11 protein-coding genes are annotated in these 15,281 nt (G+C 60.6%); 3 read left to right on the top strand and 8 right to left on the bottom strand.

Translation table 11 applies throughout. The features are described 5' to 3' along the window. Positions 1-132: 132 nt before the first annotated feature. Together DOCECA_RS01440 and DOCECA_RS01435 are read right to left on the bottom strand one after the other, a co-directional pair. Complete coding sequence (locus DOCECA_RS01440; protein WP_420764123.1) at positions 133-1,797, bottom strand: ShlB/FhaC/HecB family hemolysin secretion/activation protein; 1,665 nt, start codon at positions 1,795-1,797, stop codon at positions 133-135. 97 nt (positions 1,798-1,894) lie between these two features. Continuing rightward, entirely contained in the window at positions 1,895-8,038 is a 6,144-nt protein-coding gene (locus tag DOCECA_RS01435) for a two-partner secretion domain-containing protein (RefSeq protein WP_445571362.1), read from the bottom strand. 281 nt (positions 8,039-8,319) lie between these two features. Here DOCECA_RS01435 and DOCECA_RS01430 point away from each other — a divergent pair, with 281 nt between their 5' ends. Together DOCECA_RS01430 and DOCECA_RS01425 are read left to right on the top strand one after the other, a co-directional pair. Beyond that, positions 8,320-8,724: a DUF488 domain-containing protein gene (locus tag DOCECA_RS01430; RefSeq protein WP_445571361.1), complete on the top strand. Its 405-nt coding sequence runs from the start codon at positions 8,320-8,322 to the stop codon at positions 8,722-8,724. 100 nt (positions 8,725-8,824) lie between these two features. Next, positions 8,825-10,336: a DUF6630 family protein gene (locus DOCECA_RS01425; RefSeq protein ID WP_445571360.1), complete on the top strand. Its 1,512-nt coding sequence runs from the start codon at positions 8,825-8,827 to the stop codon at positions 10,334-10,336. Positions 10,337-10,488: 152 nt separating this feature from the next. On the opposite strand, the gene DOCECA_RS01420 is transcribed toward DOCECA_RS01425, so the two are convergent. Then, entirely contained in the window at positions 10,489-11,031 is a 543-nt protein-coding gene (locus DOCECA_RS01420) for a DUF4256 domain-containing protein (RefSeq protein WP_445571359.1), read from the bottom strand. A gap of 172 nt (positions 11,032-11,203) precedes the next feature. Between DOCECA_RS01420 and DOCECA_RS01415 the strand changes: the two genes are divergently transcribed. Continuing rightward, complete coding sequence (locus tag DOCECA_RS01415; RefSeq protein WP_445571358.1) at positions 11,204-11,521, top strand: hypothetical protein; 318 nt, start codon at positions 11,204-11,206, stop codon at positions 11,519-11,521. A 173-nt stretch (positions 11,522-11,694) separates the two neighbouring features. Here DOCECA_RS01415 and DOCECA_RS01410 read toward each other — a convergent pair whose 3' ends face one another. Genes DOCECA_RS01410 through DOCECA_RS01390 form a run of 5 tightly spaced genes read right to left on the bottom strand, consistent with a single transcriptional unit; the run spans position 11,695 to position 15,248 of the window. Continuing rightward, complete coding sequence (locus DOCECA_RS01410; protein ID WP_434628289.1) at positions 11,695-11,931, bottom strand: Rieske (2Fe-2S) protein; 237 nt, start codon at positions 11,929-11,931, stop codon at positions 11,695-11,697. Further along, positions 11,915-12,772, bottom strand: a complete 858-nt coding sequence (locus DOCECA_RS01405; protein ID WP_445571357.1) for an iron-containing redox enzyme family protein — start codon at positions 12,770-12,772, stop codon at positions 11,915-11,917. The genes DOCECA_RS01410 and DOCECA_RS01405 overlap by 17 nt, the downstream gene beginning before the upstream one ends. Beyond that, positions 12,769-13,572 carry a dihydrodipicolinate synthase family protein gene (locus tag DOCECA_RS01400; protein ID WP_445571356.1) on the bottom strand — a complete coding sequence of 268 codons (804 nt, stop codon included), beginning with the start codon at positions 13,570-13,572 and terminating at the stop codon, positions 12,769-12,771. The genes DOCECA_RS01405 and DOCECA_RS01400 overlap by 4 nt, the downstream gene beginning before the upstream one ends. After that, on the bottom strand, positions 13,562-14,080 hold the full coding sequence (locus DOCECA_RS01395; RefSeq protein WP_434609660.1) for a DUF6190 family protein: 519 nt from the start codon (positions 14,078-14,080) through the stop codon (positions 13,562-13,564). The genes DOCECA_RS01400 and DOCECA_RS01395 overlap by 11 nt, the downstream gene beginning before the upstream one ends. Further along, positions 14,073-15,248: a pyridoxal phosphate-dependent aminotransferase gene (locus tag DOCECA_RS01390; RefSeq protein WP_445571355.1), complete on the bottom strand. Its 1,176-nt coding sequence runs from the start codon at positions 15,246-15,248 to the stop codon at positions 14,073-14,075. Before DOCECA_RS01390 ends, DOCECA_RS01395 begins: the two co-directional genes overlap by 8 nt. Positions 15,249-15,281 lie beyond the last annotated feature (33 nt).

The following is a 15,281-nucleotide window of genomic DNA, read 5'->3' as shown; positions in this document are numbered from 1 at the left end:
GGATAAATCCCCTCGCCACAAACGAGATATGGTCGACTAACTGTGCCGAACTGCAGGGCCTACTGCGCAGCCCAGCGGGAGCAAGCTCCCTCGCCACGGGTTTGTTGACTACCTTGAATGAGCGGCGTTTGGTTAGAACTGGTACCCAATCTGCGCCAGCAGTTGTGGGTTTTCCTGACGCGTGTCGCTTTGCGCTTCACCGCCGGAGTGACGCCACGCGACCGTTGCGTCGAACGAGAGCGGGCCGTACTGAGCGCGCAAACCCACACCGCCGCCGGAGATGCTGCGGGTGTTTTCCTCATCAGCCCACTCGTCGTGGTTGATGCGCACTTTGCCGGCGTCCCAGAACAGGTAAGGCGTCAGCTTGTCGATGGGGTAGCGAAGCTCGATCTGGGTCAGCATGCCTTCGTCGCCCGAGGCTTCGCTTTGTGGATAAGCCCGCACCCCATCGATGCCACCGAGGCTGAAATCTTCGGAGGAATCGAGGTTGTCCTGGCTCCATTGGCCGAGGAACCGGGCGAACAGCGTGAAGTTGGCGGGCAGCGCTTGCAGGCGGGCAAGGTCGACGTTCACCTTGCTGAATTGACCTTCGGTCTGGGCGGTCTGACGGTCGCCCTCGCGCAGGGCGGAATCAAGTTTCAGGTCACCGTAGGTCAGCGTCGCGCCACCGTAGGTGATGCCGCCGCCGAGCAAGGTGTCCCTCACATCGAACTGCAGGCTGATGGGCAGCGAGTCGCTGCTTTTTTCAAAGCTCAGGCCCAGTACTTCGTACTTATCTTCTAGATCCTTGTGCTGGTACTGCCCGGCCAACATGAGGTTCGCCTGATTGCTGCGTACGAGCGGATAACTCAAGCCGACGCTGCTGACTTCGGCGGTACCGGTCGCACCCAGGTCGGCGAATTCAGCGCCCAAGTCATACGAGCTCTTGGCGTAGCCCACGTTGCCGCGCAGGCCAGAGGTTCCCAATGGCATCGAGTAGCCGAGGCTGCCGAAATACAGCTCCTCATCGGTGGCCATCACGGCGGCGCTCAGCCGGTCGCCCAGCATCATCGGGCTGTTCCAGTCACCTTGTACCGTCAGGCGATTGCGCCCCGAATACCGGTTGCCGTGGTTGTCCAGCGTGGCCTTGCCTTCGAAGGCCTTGGTTTTGCTCACCTGGGCATCGAGGTCGCCCGTACCGAGCTCGTCACCCGGGCGGATGACCGGACGAACCGCCACGCCCGGCAGGTCGGACAGAACCAGAATGCTGCGCTCCAGGCGGTCACGCTCGATCACGTCGCCCGGCTGCAAGTCGTCCAGGAAGGGCTGCGCCTGCGCGGCCAGTTTTGCATCGTCGTTGACGGCAGTGACTTTGCCATAACGCCCTTCGATCACCGCGATGGTCAGCTCGCCGTTGGCCATGCGCTGAGCCGGCAGGTAGGCGCGTGCAAACGGGTAACCGTGCTCACGGTAGTAAAGCGTGACCTGCCGGGCGATTTCCCGCAGCTCGTCCAGATCAAGGGACTTGCCAATGGCCGGCGCGACGACGCGTTGCAGGCTGGCCTCGTCGATACGGGTATTGTCGGTGAAACGCACGGCATTGAGCTGGACCTTGGCGCCGCCGACTTTTTCCTGCGCCGGTTGCGGCGCCTCGACGTCCAGGCGAATGCTTTGCGGCAGTTCCTGTTGAGGAATCGGCAGTTCTTGCAGGATGCGCCCCGCGTCAGGGATTGGGCGTGCCGGTAGGGTCGCCGCCCAGGCCGGGGAAGTGGACAACAGCGCCAGACCAGCGGCGCAATACATCAATTTGTTATGCATTGAATATGTCTCGAATAAAGCGGGTTGCCTGAGCCCATGACCGCGTCCGGGGACGCGGCCAAGGGGCTCCTTCAAAGGGAAAAGTGAGTGTCAGGGGTCAGGGACGCATGGCCAGGCTCGGCAAGCGCACACCGCCGCGCACGACGAAAACAGTCTGTGGCGGGTAGGCCGCACAGGCGGCCCCACCCGATACACCGCCGTCGGCGCAGACAGTCCCGGCCAGTTCCCGCTCGCTGTCGGCGTCCTGGGCCTGGGCAGCCGAATCGCCGTCGCCTTGGGCCAGGGCGTCGCCCGCAGCGTTGCCGCCATTGGCGTTTGCCGGCGCGCCGCTCTGATCCACCAGCAGCAGGCCGCCGTCCTCGACCCCGACGTCGGACCAATCAGTCGGTTTCGGCTGGACCGGATTGAGCTCCGGCGCATGGGGCGAAGTCACTTGCACGACGATGCGCGTTGCATCGGCGACGCTCTGCTGGATGGCGCTGATATCGATGGACTGCGTCACCGTGAGGTTGCCATTGGCCGGGTCGCTGACGATCAGGTAACCGAGGTCAGCCAGCCCACCGATATTGATCTGGTGGGTGCCGGGGTCTGGGTTTCCTATCGAATACTCCGGCTGGCCGAGCATCTGTTTGGTGTCACCGTTCTGCAGGCCGTTGACGTCGAAACCGGCTGCACCGCCACCGTTGAACGTGGTTTGGCCGTCGAATGGTTTGGTCTGGGTGGTCGTACCGTTCGTGGACACCACCAGCGTCGGTTGCTCGCGGTATACGGCATGAACCCCGGTGTCACCCAGCGCCCGACCGAAATTGCTCTGCTGCTCGTCGCTGTTGTAGCGGAAGTTGCCGCTGCCACTGCCCACCACATCCACCACGCCGGTGCTGCCGGCGAGGCTGCCGGTGTAGATCACCGCCCGGCCACCCGCGCCGGTGGACACCGTCACGCCCGCGTTGGCTTTCACGTCACCGCCCGAGGCCACGCCCGCCGAAGCGGATTGACCGGCGTTGAGCACGATCGCATCAGCGGCATTGCTGGTGGTGCTGACGTTCTCGGTCAGGGTGATATTACCGGTGGTCGTTACAACCTGGACTTTGCCGGTGTTGCCGATGCCAACGATCTGATTCAGCTGGGTGCCGTCCAGCGCCGTCTCGGTCAGCCTGCCGACGGTGACGTCCGTGCGGTTGACGAAGTTGACGTCCTTCGCCCGGCTGGCGATATCGCCGACCCAGTTGCTGGCATTGCGCAGGTCAAAATCGCCGCCCTTGAGCGCCAGGCCATCGGCGGTGATGGTGCCGTTGGCATCTTGGGTGGTCTTGCCATCGACGTTGAGGAACACGTTGCCGTTGGTGGCCAGCGCTTCGTTGATCGCCAGATCGCCGTCGGTGCCGATGCTGACGTCGCCGGTGTTGTTCACCCCGGTGGTGGACTTGACCACGTTGCCGTTGCCGTCGGTTTCAGTCAGCGTGCCGACCTTCAGGTTGCCAGTGTTGTTGAACGCGACCTTGCCCGCCTCGCTGGCGATGTCGCCCACCACGTTGCCGTTGTTGCGCAACTCGAAGTCGCCGCCGTTGAGCGCCAGGCCGTCAGCGGTGATGTTGCCGTTGGCATCTTGGGTGGTCTTGCCATCGACGTTCAGGAACACGTTGCCGCTGGTGACCAGTTCTTCGTTGATCGCCAGATCGCCGTCGGTGCCGATGCTGACGTCGCCGGTGTTGTTCACGCCGGTGGTCGTCTTGACCACGTTGCCGTTGCCGTCGGTTTCAGTCAGCGTGCCGACCTTCAAATTGCCAGTGTTGTTGAACGCGACCTTGCCCGCCTCGCTGGCAATGTCGCCCACCACGTTGCCGTTGTTGCGCAACTCGAAGTCGCCGCCATTGAGCGCCAGGCCGTCAGCGGTGATGTTGCCGTTGGCATCTTGGGTGGTCTTGCCATCGACGTTGAGGAACACGTTGCCGCTGGTGGCCAGCGCTTCGTTGATCGCCAGATCACCGTCGGTGGCGATGCTGACGTCGCCAGTGTTGTTCACACCGGTGACGGTCGTTTGCGTGCCATCGGCATGGGTCGCGGTAAGCGAGCCCACTTTGAGGTTCCCGTTGTTGTTGAACTGGACCTTGCCCGCATCGCTGGCGATATCGCCGATCACGTTACCGCTGTTGCCCAGGCCGTAGTTGCCGCCCAGCAGCACCAGGCCGCTGGCATCGAGCTTGGCCCCGGCGTCACCGGCCTGAGTGGTGTTGCCCGCCACTTCCAGGGTGATGATGTCGTCGGCGCGGGTTTGACCCTGGCCGGCGTCATCCCGTGGGCCGTTTTCGATGGTGATGCCTTTTACCAGCGACAGGTCGTGGTCGGTTTTCAGGGTGACCGCTTCGTCGGAGGTAATCCCAACGGTGCCGTCCACGACGCCAACCGTCAGGTTGCCGTTGCCGGCGAATTTCAAGCTGCCGACATCGGCGGCGATCACGCCCACGTCATTCCCCTTGCCCAGGTCGAAATCGCCTTCGCCGCGCAGGGCCAATTCGTCTGCGGTAATGGTCGCGCCCGTTGCCTGGGTCGCCCCTTTGCCGGCGTCGACGGTGAGGGTCAGGCCTTTGCCGGTCGTGCCGTCTTCGTCGGTGCCTTCGGGATCCTCAAGGGTCAGATCGCCCAGCAGGTTCAGGACACCGTTGGCGACCAACGCCAGGTCGTCCATGAGCGTCGCGCCTTCATCGTCGACGGTGATGTTGCGGGTCTTGTCATTGCCGATGACGACCTTGTCGAAACCGTCCTGGATGTTGGCCAGGTCAGCGTCGGACAGCACCAGCGGATCGTTTGGCCCGGTCACCTCTGGGTCATCACTGCCGCCCACGTGGATATCCAGGCCTGGGGTTTTCTGCTGCAAGGTGAGACTGCCGCCACCGGCAACGCTCGCGGCGAGATCGATTTCGTCGGCGGTCAGGCTCGTATTGCCCTGGGTCGCCAATGCCTGGCCGACCGTGAGCGTGTCGGCGATAAGGTTCAGGTCGCCGGTCTGGGTCATGCCGGCCACCGGCACACCTTGCGGGTTCGCCGGGGTCTGGCTGTCAGGAACGGTGACGACGCCGACGGTCAGGTCATCGACATCGGCAAAGCTGACGGTGCCGGTGTCGCTGGCAATCGTGTCGACGTCGTTGGCGGCGTTGTCCAGGTCATGAACGGCGCCGTCACCCAGCAACACCAGGCCATCGGCGACAATGGCGCCGCCAGCGGTCTGGTCGATCTTGCCGCCATTGCTTTGCAATGCCAGGACCGGAGCCGGTTTGTTGTCGTCGTTGCCGGTGCCCGGTGCGTCCGCCACGGTCAACTGGTCATTGATGTGGATATCGCCGGTGCCGGCATCGAGGATAAGGTTGTCGTTGATGCGGGTGGCTTCGATGATGCTGATGTCACCGGTCATGTCCGCGCCACCGATCTTGACGGAAGTGAACCCGTCGCCCAGGGCGCTGATGTCGGTGCCGGTCAGTTCCAACGAACCGGCGGCGTCGCCGGTGCTGCCGCCCACGGCAATGTTTTTGCTCGGGGTGTTGGTTTCAAGGGCAATGGAGCCATTGCCGGTAACGCTGCCGGCGCCGCCGTTGAAGTTGATATCGTCGGCCTTGATGGCCAGGTTGTTGTCGGTGCCGTTGAGGCTGCCGTTGAACGTAATCGAACTGCCTTGCAGGCCCTTGCTGCCAGAGGTGTTGGTCTTGATGTTGTCGACGTACAGCGAGCCGCCAACCTGCTTGCCGGCGGTCTGGTCGAAACTGCCCGAAACGAACACGAATTTGTACGTGCCGGCCTTGTCAGCGGTCGCCGTATGGCTTTTCCAATCCACCGCGCCCGTGCCGTTCCCCGTTTCGTTCAGGATGATCTGGTATTCACCGGTGTTGACGTTCAACAGATAGCCGAAGACATCATAGGTGTCGCCGCCCGCAACCGGTTTGTAATCGAAACTGACCGCTTCCCCCGCCGCCAGGGAGACCGTGCCCTCGCTCACCACCGACGGACCGCGCATGATGCAACCGGCGGGTGCGTTCTGGCAGTTGGAGTTGTTCTCGGTGCCCAGCAGCAGCGCAGCGCCACCGTCCTGGCCCTGGCCAGCCGCGACGACCGGTGTGAGGGGCTTGTAGTTCATGTCGCCCTGGTCGCCAGGCGAAACGCTCGGCGGGTTGCCATTGGTCGGCGATGTGGTTGGCAGCGTCGGGTCATCGGGAGATACCACGCCCTCCACCACGGTCACACCAGTGAAGAACTGGTCGATGGAGGTCTTCCAGCCGACCAGGCCGTTTTCGAAGTCGGCGTTCAGGAACTGCGAGGTGCCCATCTCAACCGCACCGTTGTAGACCTGCTCGCCGCTGGTGAAGACTTTTGCACCGTTGATATACGTCTTGCCGGCGCCACTGGTGGTCGCGTACAGGGCGCCCAGGGCGCTGTTACCGCCCACCATGTCGCTGAAGATGATCGAGCCTGAACCTGCGTCCACGCGCAGCTCGCGCTTGTTGGCCACCGCATCGGAATCCACCACGCCGGCAAACACGATGTTGCCGCCGTTGCTCTTCAGGCTGACGTCGGTGTTGAGCGCCATCTTGCCATTGAAGATCAACGCCAAACTGTTGCCATTGCCCGCGCCGCTGGCGTCGATGTCACCGTTGAGGAAAATATTGCCGAAGACATAGCGGCCCGTGCCGACGTCGTTGTGCCCGGACTGCAAGGTCAGCGTCCGATCGCCGCTGATGTTCGTCGGGGTGTAGTCGCCGTTCCAGTGGATGCTGTTGTCGGCTTTGATCGCCACATCGGTGCCGCCGGCCAGGGCCGTATCGATCGCGTTGAAACCGACCGTGGCCTCTGTCCCGTTGGCGCCGCCCGTCAACCCGCCGTTGCCCGGTCCCACCGTGACGCTGTCCGGATCGAGCAACCACAAGCCGCCCTTGCCGTTTTTGGCCGAGGCATCGGCGGCTTTGCTCACCGCCAGCTTGGCGCCGCTGGTTTCGATCTTGCCGCCGTCACCGCCCTTGGCGCCGCCGGTGGCTTTCAAGGTGCCGTCCACGCGCGTCACGCTGCCCGGTTTCTTCACATCCGACCAGGCCACCACGGTGCCACCTTTGCCGTTATCGGTGGCCGATGCATCGAGCACGGCACCAGCGGCGATAGTGGTCTGGCTGGCCTGCTTGATCGAAGCGTCCTTGCCTTGCCAGCTCCCGCCCACGTAAATCTCGCCGCCGCCCTTGGCGCCGGTGGCGTCGAGCGCAGCGCCGCCGTTGATGGCCACGCTATCCCCGGTCACGACGATCTTGCCGCCCTTGGCGGTGTCGGAAGACACATCGATGCGCCCGGCGACTTGTACGTCGCCCCGGTCGCCCATCAACGTGACCACGCCGTTTTCACCGACATCCAGGGAACGGGCTTCGATCAGGCCGGTGTTGTTGATGACGGTGCTCGCCAGGGTTTCCGCCGCACGGGCGGTCAGCAGGATTTTCCCGGCATCGGCACGAATGGCACCGCCGTTTTCAATCAACGCCTGCAACGCGCCTTCCTGGACTTCCAACTGCACCGGCCCACCCAAGTCGAGCGTCACGACGCTGCCGGCGCCCAGCAGCACGTTGCCCTTGTGCGCGGTGATGTTGCCTTCGTTGACGATTTTCGCAGCGATCAGGGCAACAGTGCCGCCTTGCGCTGCGTTGATGTTGCCCTGGTTGACCACCGACGCGGCGCTGTCGCCACTGAAACGGTAATTGCCGGCAAGGAAATCTTCGGTGGATAGATTAAGCGTGGAGGCCACCAGACCGCCCACATCCACTTGCGCGCCGGGGGTGAACAATACGCCGTTGGGGTTGACCAGGAACACCTGGCCGTTGGCTTTCAGCGCGCCCTGGATCACCGACACATCCGAGCCCAATACCCGGTTCAATGCGACAGAATTCGCGCCAGGCTGGACGAACTGGACGGTGTTGCCCTTGCCGATGGAGAAGCTCTGCCAGTCAATCGCAAGCTTGTCGCTGCCCTGATGAATGACCATGCCCGTGCCGCCCTGGTGGATGCTGCCGTTACCCGCCACGATATTGCCGCCGGACGGCAAAGGCCCCGCCGTGGCAAACGAGGCGAATACACTGCCGCCCACGCCCATGACGAGGCTCAGCCTGAGGTTGAGGGATTGACGGCTTTTGTCCTTGCCCTGGCTTTTGACCAACTCGGATGCCACCTGCCATGCGCCCATCACGGCATTCCAGACGACTCGGTAACTTCTATTCATTGTGTTCACTCATTCCTGATACAGCGGGTCACGCCAAGACGACCCGACGGTTCCTGTCGACAAATCAAACGGAGAAACCGAATCCGGGGCGGATTGCGGCTCGAAAAATCCCACAGTGCTGCGCCCATCATGTCCGCCGCGCTGGGGGCAGTGCCTTTGCTTGAGCGCCCATGGCTTTTGAATGAGGGGATGGAATTCCAATTTTCCGATGGGTGGCTCGCTGGTCACCTCCTCGTCGGCGACCTATGCTCAGTCGGTCCAGTTTCCACAGGCGGGCCCTGATGATCCGATGCAAACGCGCCTATGAAACCGCCACCGCCGAGGATGGCGTACGGGTGCTGGTCGACCGCTTGTGGCCGCGTAACTGCCCCAAGGATGCCTTGGCGATCGCCGAGTGGCTGCCGCAGCTCGGGCCTTCCCACCCATTGCGCAAGGCGTTCAAGGCGGGCGCGGTTTCGTTCGAGCAGTTCCGCGAGGCGTATCGCAAGGAATTGGCGGCGCGGCCGGAGCATTGGTGGAAGCTGGTGGACCTTGCGCGGGATGGAACGCTTACCCTGGTGTATGCGGCCAAATCGACGGATGAAAATAACGCGGTGGTGCTGGCGCAGTGGTTGGAGGATGAGGTGGAGAAACGCACGGAGTCGAGCTCACCGGTGTGTTATCTGGATGAGTTTCCAGAGCTTTGAAAGGGGCTTGCTGTAACACCGTGGCGAGGGACCTTGCGCCCTCGCCACGGGTTATCGATTTGCCTAAGATCGGCGCAGAGAATTCACCGGGAGGACAGCCGTGACGCCATCGCCCTTTGATCCGTTGGTTCATATCGATTGGAAAACATCCGGCAGCGACTTGCTTGGGCTGCTGCAGCATTACTACCCCGACATCGGGGTGTTTGCCGGCCCGGGGTTCGAGACGTTGTTGGATGAGCTGTCCAACGAGATGCCCGAGGTCTGCTTCGAGGCGCTGGCGGCGCTGTTGTCGCACCAGGGTTACGACCTGTGGAACCTGGACGCCGGCGGCGATGATTATCGGCCGGTTATTTTCCCCTCCGACCAACGCGAGGCGTTTGCCCAGCATTGGCAAAGCCCACGTGGCGAACCCAGATTCACGCCGAGATTGATCGAGCCGCCCAAGCCCATGGTGACCGAACACAAACCGGCCAAGACCAAGCGCGGCAAGGTGAACTGGCTGCAGGAAGTCCATGACTACCCCGGCCCCACTCACGTGCATGAATACAACTACCGCAATGGCTGGGCTGCCATCACCGAGCAGGACGAAGACCGGTGGTTGTGCTTTTTGATCGACTACAACCAGTGGCCGCCTGTCGAGCTGGACATGCTCGAACAACGCACCGATGAGGTGGATGGCGGGGACCTGCGGCTGATCGACGCCAACGCCCAGCGCAGCCTGTGGCGACGCCAGGTCAAACGCGGCGATTACAGCGCGGATGATCGGTTCAAATATGAGATTCGCCGGGGCGATACCATCGAGGACTTCGGACCTGCCGGCCAGGAGTGGCAGGCATTCGAAGAACCCTGCGTTGTGGCAGACGACACGATATTCGAGCGCCAGCGCATTTACGAGCCCAAGCACCTGACGAGGATCTGGCGGACCACGGCGGACAGCAGCGAGGTGATTTTCGAGGACTCGGATGAGCTGACCATCCTGCCCGTCGGCCCGCGCCGATTGCTGTTCATGCAACACAACGGCAAGCGCTGCTGGGTCTGGAACCAGGACCCGCCGCACCAGGCCGTCGCCGCCAAGCCAATGCCCGCCGAGGCTTATAAGCTGCGCGCATCGACCGCGTACCTGGGCGGTGACGAGATTTTGCTGTTCAGCGAAGGCGCGCGGCCGAACGTCGAGCACTCGGGTTATCAAGAGACGGTGCTGTTGGCGTGGCGCTTCAATTTCATCACCGGTGCCAAGGCGAAGGCGACGTTGGACGGCTTCGGCAGCGAGCTGCGCCAGGACACCCGCCTGCTGGTCACCCAGCCCAAGCAGGTGATCACGCTGCGCACCTTCCATGGACAGCTTCATGTGTCCCGTGGGCATGGTGATTGGTGGGTGTGGCGTTATCGCGCCAACACCTTCGGCACCCAGACCCTGGCATGGTTTTGGAATCAACGCAGCAATGAGGTAGTGAAGCTCTCGACCAAGGATATCCCGCGCGTCAAGCCTGAGATTCGTTACGTGCCGGCGCAGGATCGGTATCTGGCGTTCGAGACGGATTTTGTGGCGCGGTTGCCGGGCTTCGCGCAGATCCTTGAGGCCAAGGGATGTGAGGTTCTGACTTTTCAGTGAGGCGATTTCGCGGCGGCGACCTCCGTGGCGAGGGAGCTTGCTACCGCTCGACTGCGCAGCAGTCGCAAAACCTGCCAACCGTTTTCCCCTGCCATGCCGCCAGGGGCTGCTGCGCAACCCGGCGCGACAAGCTCCCTCGCCACGGGTTTGTCTTAAACCTGCAGCACCCCACGAAACCCACGCGCCGCGTAATACGACTGCACCCCATTGTGGTAAACGAACACCCGGCCATAACGAAAATCGCCAAACAACGCCCCACCCAGCGCCCGGATTTCCGGAGGTGTTGCCAACCAACTGGACGTCTTGGCATCAAACTCACCCAGCGCTTGTAATGCCCGGTATTGCTCTTCGGTCAACAGGCTCACGCCCATCGCTTCGGCCAATTCCAAGGCACTGCCTTTGGGTTTGTTCTCCTTGCGCGCATCCAGGGCCGCACGGTCGTAGCAGAGGCTGCGGCGGCCGGTCGGGCTTTCCTTTACGCAATCGCAAAAGGTGATAGAGCCTGTCTTCGAGTCCAGGCCAATCACGTCGGGCTCGCCGCCGGTGGCGTCCATGGCTTGGAGCGTTCCAAGGGCGCTGGGGTTGTTGTCGAGCCGCGTCTGGACGTCGGCCCATGGGATGTTTGGATGGCGGTCGGGGTTCTGTTCAAAACGGGCCCGCAGGGTTTGCAGCAAGGTTTGTTGTTGTTCTTTCATGGCGCGAGGTCCTTGGGTGCCGATGGGTTGTGCATGGAGCGTTTAATAGCGACATGCAGCAAAGTCACAGCTTCGATATTTCAATTTGATATTGGCTACTGTCGACTCTGACAGTAGTTGCGCAGCGGCGTTGGCTCTTAACCTGCTACAGGTTCGCGAGCAGGAGCCTAGGGTGAATACAACGATAAGCTGCATCAGAGCGCTGCCACTTATCCTGCCTATTACATTGGCCGGCACCTGTTTCCCGGCGCTGGCGACCGAGGACTGCAATATTCAGAAAGTCGGGCTGGCGATGATTCTGGAACCTGGAGGTATAGCTCAAAAAGCCTTGTCCAAAGCCCAGTACAGGGAAAAGCTGGATGTGAAGCGCGTGCGGATCACCCACTCGGAACGGGCCAAGCACCCGGATAAATCTCGCCTCACTGTGGTGATCGACAAAAAAAAGAAAAGTGAAGCACATCTATTGCGAATGAACACCCGCTGCTGGTGAGCCCGTGGAAAGGACACCCGGTCAGCGCCTCACCTGGGCGCTACGCGGCGCGGGCGGTCCGGCCAGCGTCTTCGTCCTTGAGAAGATAACGGGCGAGGCATTGATTGAGTGAGACCGCCGCATCCTCAAAGGACGCGCCGGCTCACTGTAATACCGCATCGTCAAGGTTCGCGCTAACTCACGCGCTTCACCTCAAGACGCCCGCAAGGCGGCCCACTTAATTGCTCGCCCGTTTCCAGGCTGAACACCGAAAAGTGCAACGGGCAGGTGATGCTTTTCCGCTGCTCATTGATCACTCCATGTTCCAGCCATCCAGCGCGATGCGGGCACGTGTGCGGCACTTCAAAGTGCTGGTCGTCAATGACGATGGCGAACGTGCCTGGGCGATAGAATTCAGATGGCTCGCTCACACATGCGCTCCTTGTCGAAGTACTTCTGCCGCCTCGCCTTTTCGACAGCGGCATCGAAGGCGGCGTTGGTGATGTCCCGTCCCATGCAGATGCCTTCCCACGCTTTGACAGGATCCAGGTCCCTCGCCACGTCCATTGCCTTGAGCAGGCGCTGGCCTTCAATCGCATGGAAGACATCGATGTGAACATGCTCGGAATAGTAGGTATGGGCCTTGATCTGCAAACGCGAGCAGATGGACGTGTAGCATTCAAAAAAGAACGGTACGACGGTTTCGAAGTAAGTAATCACCCCCGCGAAATACGACGGATCATCCGCCCTCATCGTCAACCAACAGAACATGTTGGGAAACGAGAAACCAGCCGGGGCGTTAACGTCGATGTAGAAGTCCAGGTCGGTAGGCATTCCCAACTCATTAAGCAGATCAATGTACAGCGTCGTATGGGAGCGCTTCAGGTTACCGGACCCGAACTCGTCGATCATCATGCGCAACATCGGCATCTGCGCCGCCAGGCTGAGCCGGGGCATAAGGTGATAAAACACTTGTGCCTCGGTCAAACCATCCAACGCGAACTCCTGCACCAGGATCCTGAACTCGTCAAGGCTCATATGCTCGCTTACATAGGCTGCGCTGGGCGGGATCACGCTGCGCTCCATTTCGACCAGTTCAGCCAGTTGCTTGCGCAATGCAGCGAGGTTGGTCGGTGGGTTGGCGGTTCGCGTCTTCTGGATAGTCGACTCGATCCACTCACGCTCGAAAGCCAGGATATGGTTTTCCAACGGTTTGAGCTGTTTGATGCATGACCGATTCGCCAGGAATAGTTCTTTATGCAAGTCGCTCATGCCATGGCCTCCTGCTCTGCGAACACACGGTCAGTGCTGATGATGCCGCGGGCCTTGAGTTCTTTCTTGACCTGGGCGTACCAATCGTCGGCGCCTAGTTCAAAGCGCTCATTGAGCTCTTCCACTAGTTCACCGACTGAAGTTTGCCGGGCGCCAATTGCCAGTCGACAGACTCCGGGTTCCAGATTGGCCAAGGACACCACATTACCGTCGGACTCGAGCTCCCGCGCAAGCAGCATTTCCCAGCCAATGAGGTAATCGAGCCCCTCGTTGCGCAGGCGCTCGATCTCGCTTTGCACACGCGGCTGGGAGGGTGAGTCCTTGATACCGATGACTCTCGGTAGTTGGGCGATCGAGAACAAGGTCTCGAAGCTTTTCTCGTTACCGGATAACGCTGACTCGTTATAAATGAAGATATCCAGCGACGTCGCATCATGGACCGCCCGGTAATGCTCGATCATGTCTTGTTGGCTTGTGCCTGAAGCAAAAGGCGATGTGAACATGACCGCCTGGGCCCCAAGCTTTTGCGCCAACAATGCGTACTCGACGACTTCAGCCGTCGTCGCGCGTTCTATACCGGCTATCACCGCCTTGTCCTGTGCGTGGGCCAGCGTCAGCTCCAGCATGCGCTGCCACTCCCGCCGACCCAGCCGCCAGCCCTCGCCGGAAGTCAGGCAAGGAATGTATCCATCGACAAACGGCCGTGAACAATGAAGCAAGCGACGCACGCTCGCTTCGCAGACGCGCGACTGATCATTAAGAGGCGTGATCAACGGTACGTAGATGTGCTTAGTCGACATGCTGGAAGTCCTCTTGTCCGATGGTCATCTGCAACGACTGCTCGTACAGGCCCTGTAGCTTTTCAGGAAACACGGACTGCGAGGACGCCATGGGAAACGTCTTCAGGTAGGGCTTGAGCAACGTCAGATCGCGAAGCGAATCGTCATGGGTGTAGAACGGTTGTTGATGCTCGACCACATGGGCGACCAGCATCTTCTTTTCCACACTCAAGTGCGCCCAGTCGGGCTCCAGGCAGGCGCGCTTCAAGACTTTATTGCTATAGCCCTGGCGCTGGATGTTCATGTCTGTATGAAGTACGTCCATGAACGGGTAGTAGACGTCCTGCAGGTGTCGGCTCTTCTTCCAGATAATGGCATCGCATATGCCAATCTGGCCAAAACTCATCAGCACCTGACGTGAATAAAAAGCGCTGAAAAACCCCAGCGATTGCGCCCTTACCTCAGGGTCGCGATGGTGCATACCCATGAACACGGTGGCGTCCATAACCGCAATGGAGGCTTCAGCCATGATAGTTCTCCAGTGCCAGGGCGATGGTCCTGACCGCCTGTTCGAACTCCTCAGGCTTGCGCGCCAATGCCAGGCGAATGTATTTCTGCCCTGCCTGCGGTTGGCTCCAATAGAAATATTTGCCAGGCAGGACGTACACCTCATAGGCCATCAGGTACGCCTGCAAGTCATCGGCCGACACGCCATCACGCAGGATTTCGAACCAGGCAACACTGGTCTCAACCGCCGGCGTCAAATAACTCAGGAAACTGCCGTGCAAATGTTCTCGGGCGGCCGCGCGGTTTACATCGAGTACCGAACGTACCGACTCGAAATCGTCAGCGTTGCTGTCTCGAATGTATTGAGTCACGACATTCAGAATAAAGGGCGACACGTTCAGCAATACGCTGGTGACGATGCTGTAGATGTCAGCGTTGATGGCCCGGCTGGACATGATCGTCGCGCACTTGGTGTCTTGCAGCGGCCAGGTTTTTCCTGTGTCTTCCATGATGATGTACTCGGTACCGATGTCATCCAAAATGGCATAGGCATCGAGGCGGCTACCCCCTGAAGCTTTGAAAAACGCGGCGAAGCAAAAATCCAGAATCAACAACTTGCGGTGATCCTTGCAGTAACGCGCCACTTCGACAAAGGTGTCGGTGCCGTCGGCAAACATGCTGGTACCGGTCGGGTTGTTGGGATCCACCAGGAAAATCGCATCGACGTTTGCCGCCGCGGCTTGAAGCTTTGCATAGACACTCGTAGACGACTGCAAAAGGGCTTCGTCCAGTGGAGTCAACGGCACTTCCATGTGCTTGAGCAGGTCATGCAAGTTGTCGAAACAAGGTTCGATCAACCCCACGCTCATGTTGCGTTTGCGCAGATAGGTCGCGGTGATGTGCATCGCAATGGAGGCCGCGTAGACCAGATAGATTTCATCATGTCGCTTGAGCGCATGCTCTTGACCATGGAACGTGAAGAACGCCTGGATAAATTCCTGCTCGCTCTGATATTGGCTCTGGCCTTGGGCGCGATACCAGAGTTCGGGCAGACGGCTGACAATCTCTCGCTGGGTGACGCTTTGGTCCTGATGCGTATGGGCGTCGGCGAGATTGAAGCGTGTTTTCAAGGCAGAAATTTCATGTTGGGTGATATCTTCTTTATCATCCAGGCGGGTCAAGACGCTCATATTATTATTCCTATAGGTACTGAGTATGTTCAT

The sequence above is a fragment of the Pseudomonas sp. E102 genome (assembly GCF_052660185.1).
Note: the sequence above shows the minus strand (reverse complement) of the source record. Positions and strands in the feature narration are given on the sequence as shown.

Excerpts from the sequence above, each read along its gene's own strand:
- DOCECA_RS01405 (WP_445571357.1), bottom strand. The coding sequence starts at position 12,772 with ATGAGCGACTTGCATAAAGAACTATTCCTGGCGAATCGGTCATGCATC.
- DOCECA_RS01400 (WP_445571356.1), bottom strand. The coding sequence starts at position 13,572 with ATGTCGACTAAGCACATCTACGTACCGTTGATCACGCCTCTTAATGAT.
- DOCECA_RS01430 (WP_445571361.1), top strand. The coding sequence starts at position 8,320 with ATGATCCGATGCAAACGCGCCTATGAAACCGCCACCGCCGAGGATGGC.
- DOCECA_RS01395 (WP_434609660.1), bottom strand. The coding sequence starts at position 14,080 with ATGGCTGAAGCCTCCATTGCGGTTATGGACGCCACCGTGTTCATGGGT.
- DOCECA_RS01390 (WP_445571355.1), bottom strand. The coding sequence starts at position 15,248 with ATGAGCGTCTTGACCCGCCTGGATGATAAAGAAGATATCACCCAACAT.
- DOCECA_RS01440 (WP_420764123.1), bottom strand. The coding sequence starts at position 1,797 with ATGCATAACAAATTGATGTATTGCGCCGCTGGTCTGGCGCTGTTGTCC.
- DOCECA_RS01435 (WP_445571362.1), bottom strand. The coding sequence starts at position 8,038 with ATGAATAGAAGTTACCGAGTCGTCTGGAATGCCGTGATGGGCGCATGG.
- DOCECA_RS01420 (WP_445571359.1), bottom strand. The coding sequence starts at position 11,031 with ATGAAAGAACAACAACAAACCTTGCTGCAAACCCTGCGGGCCCGTTTT.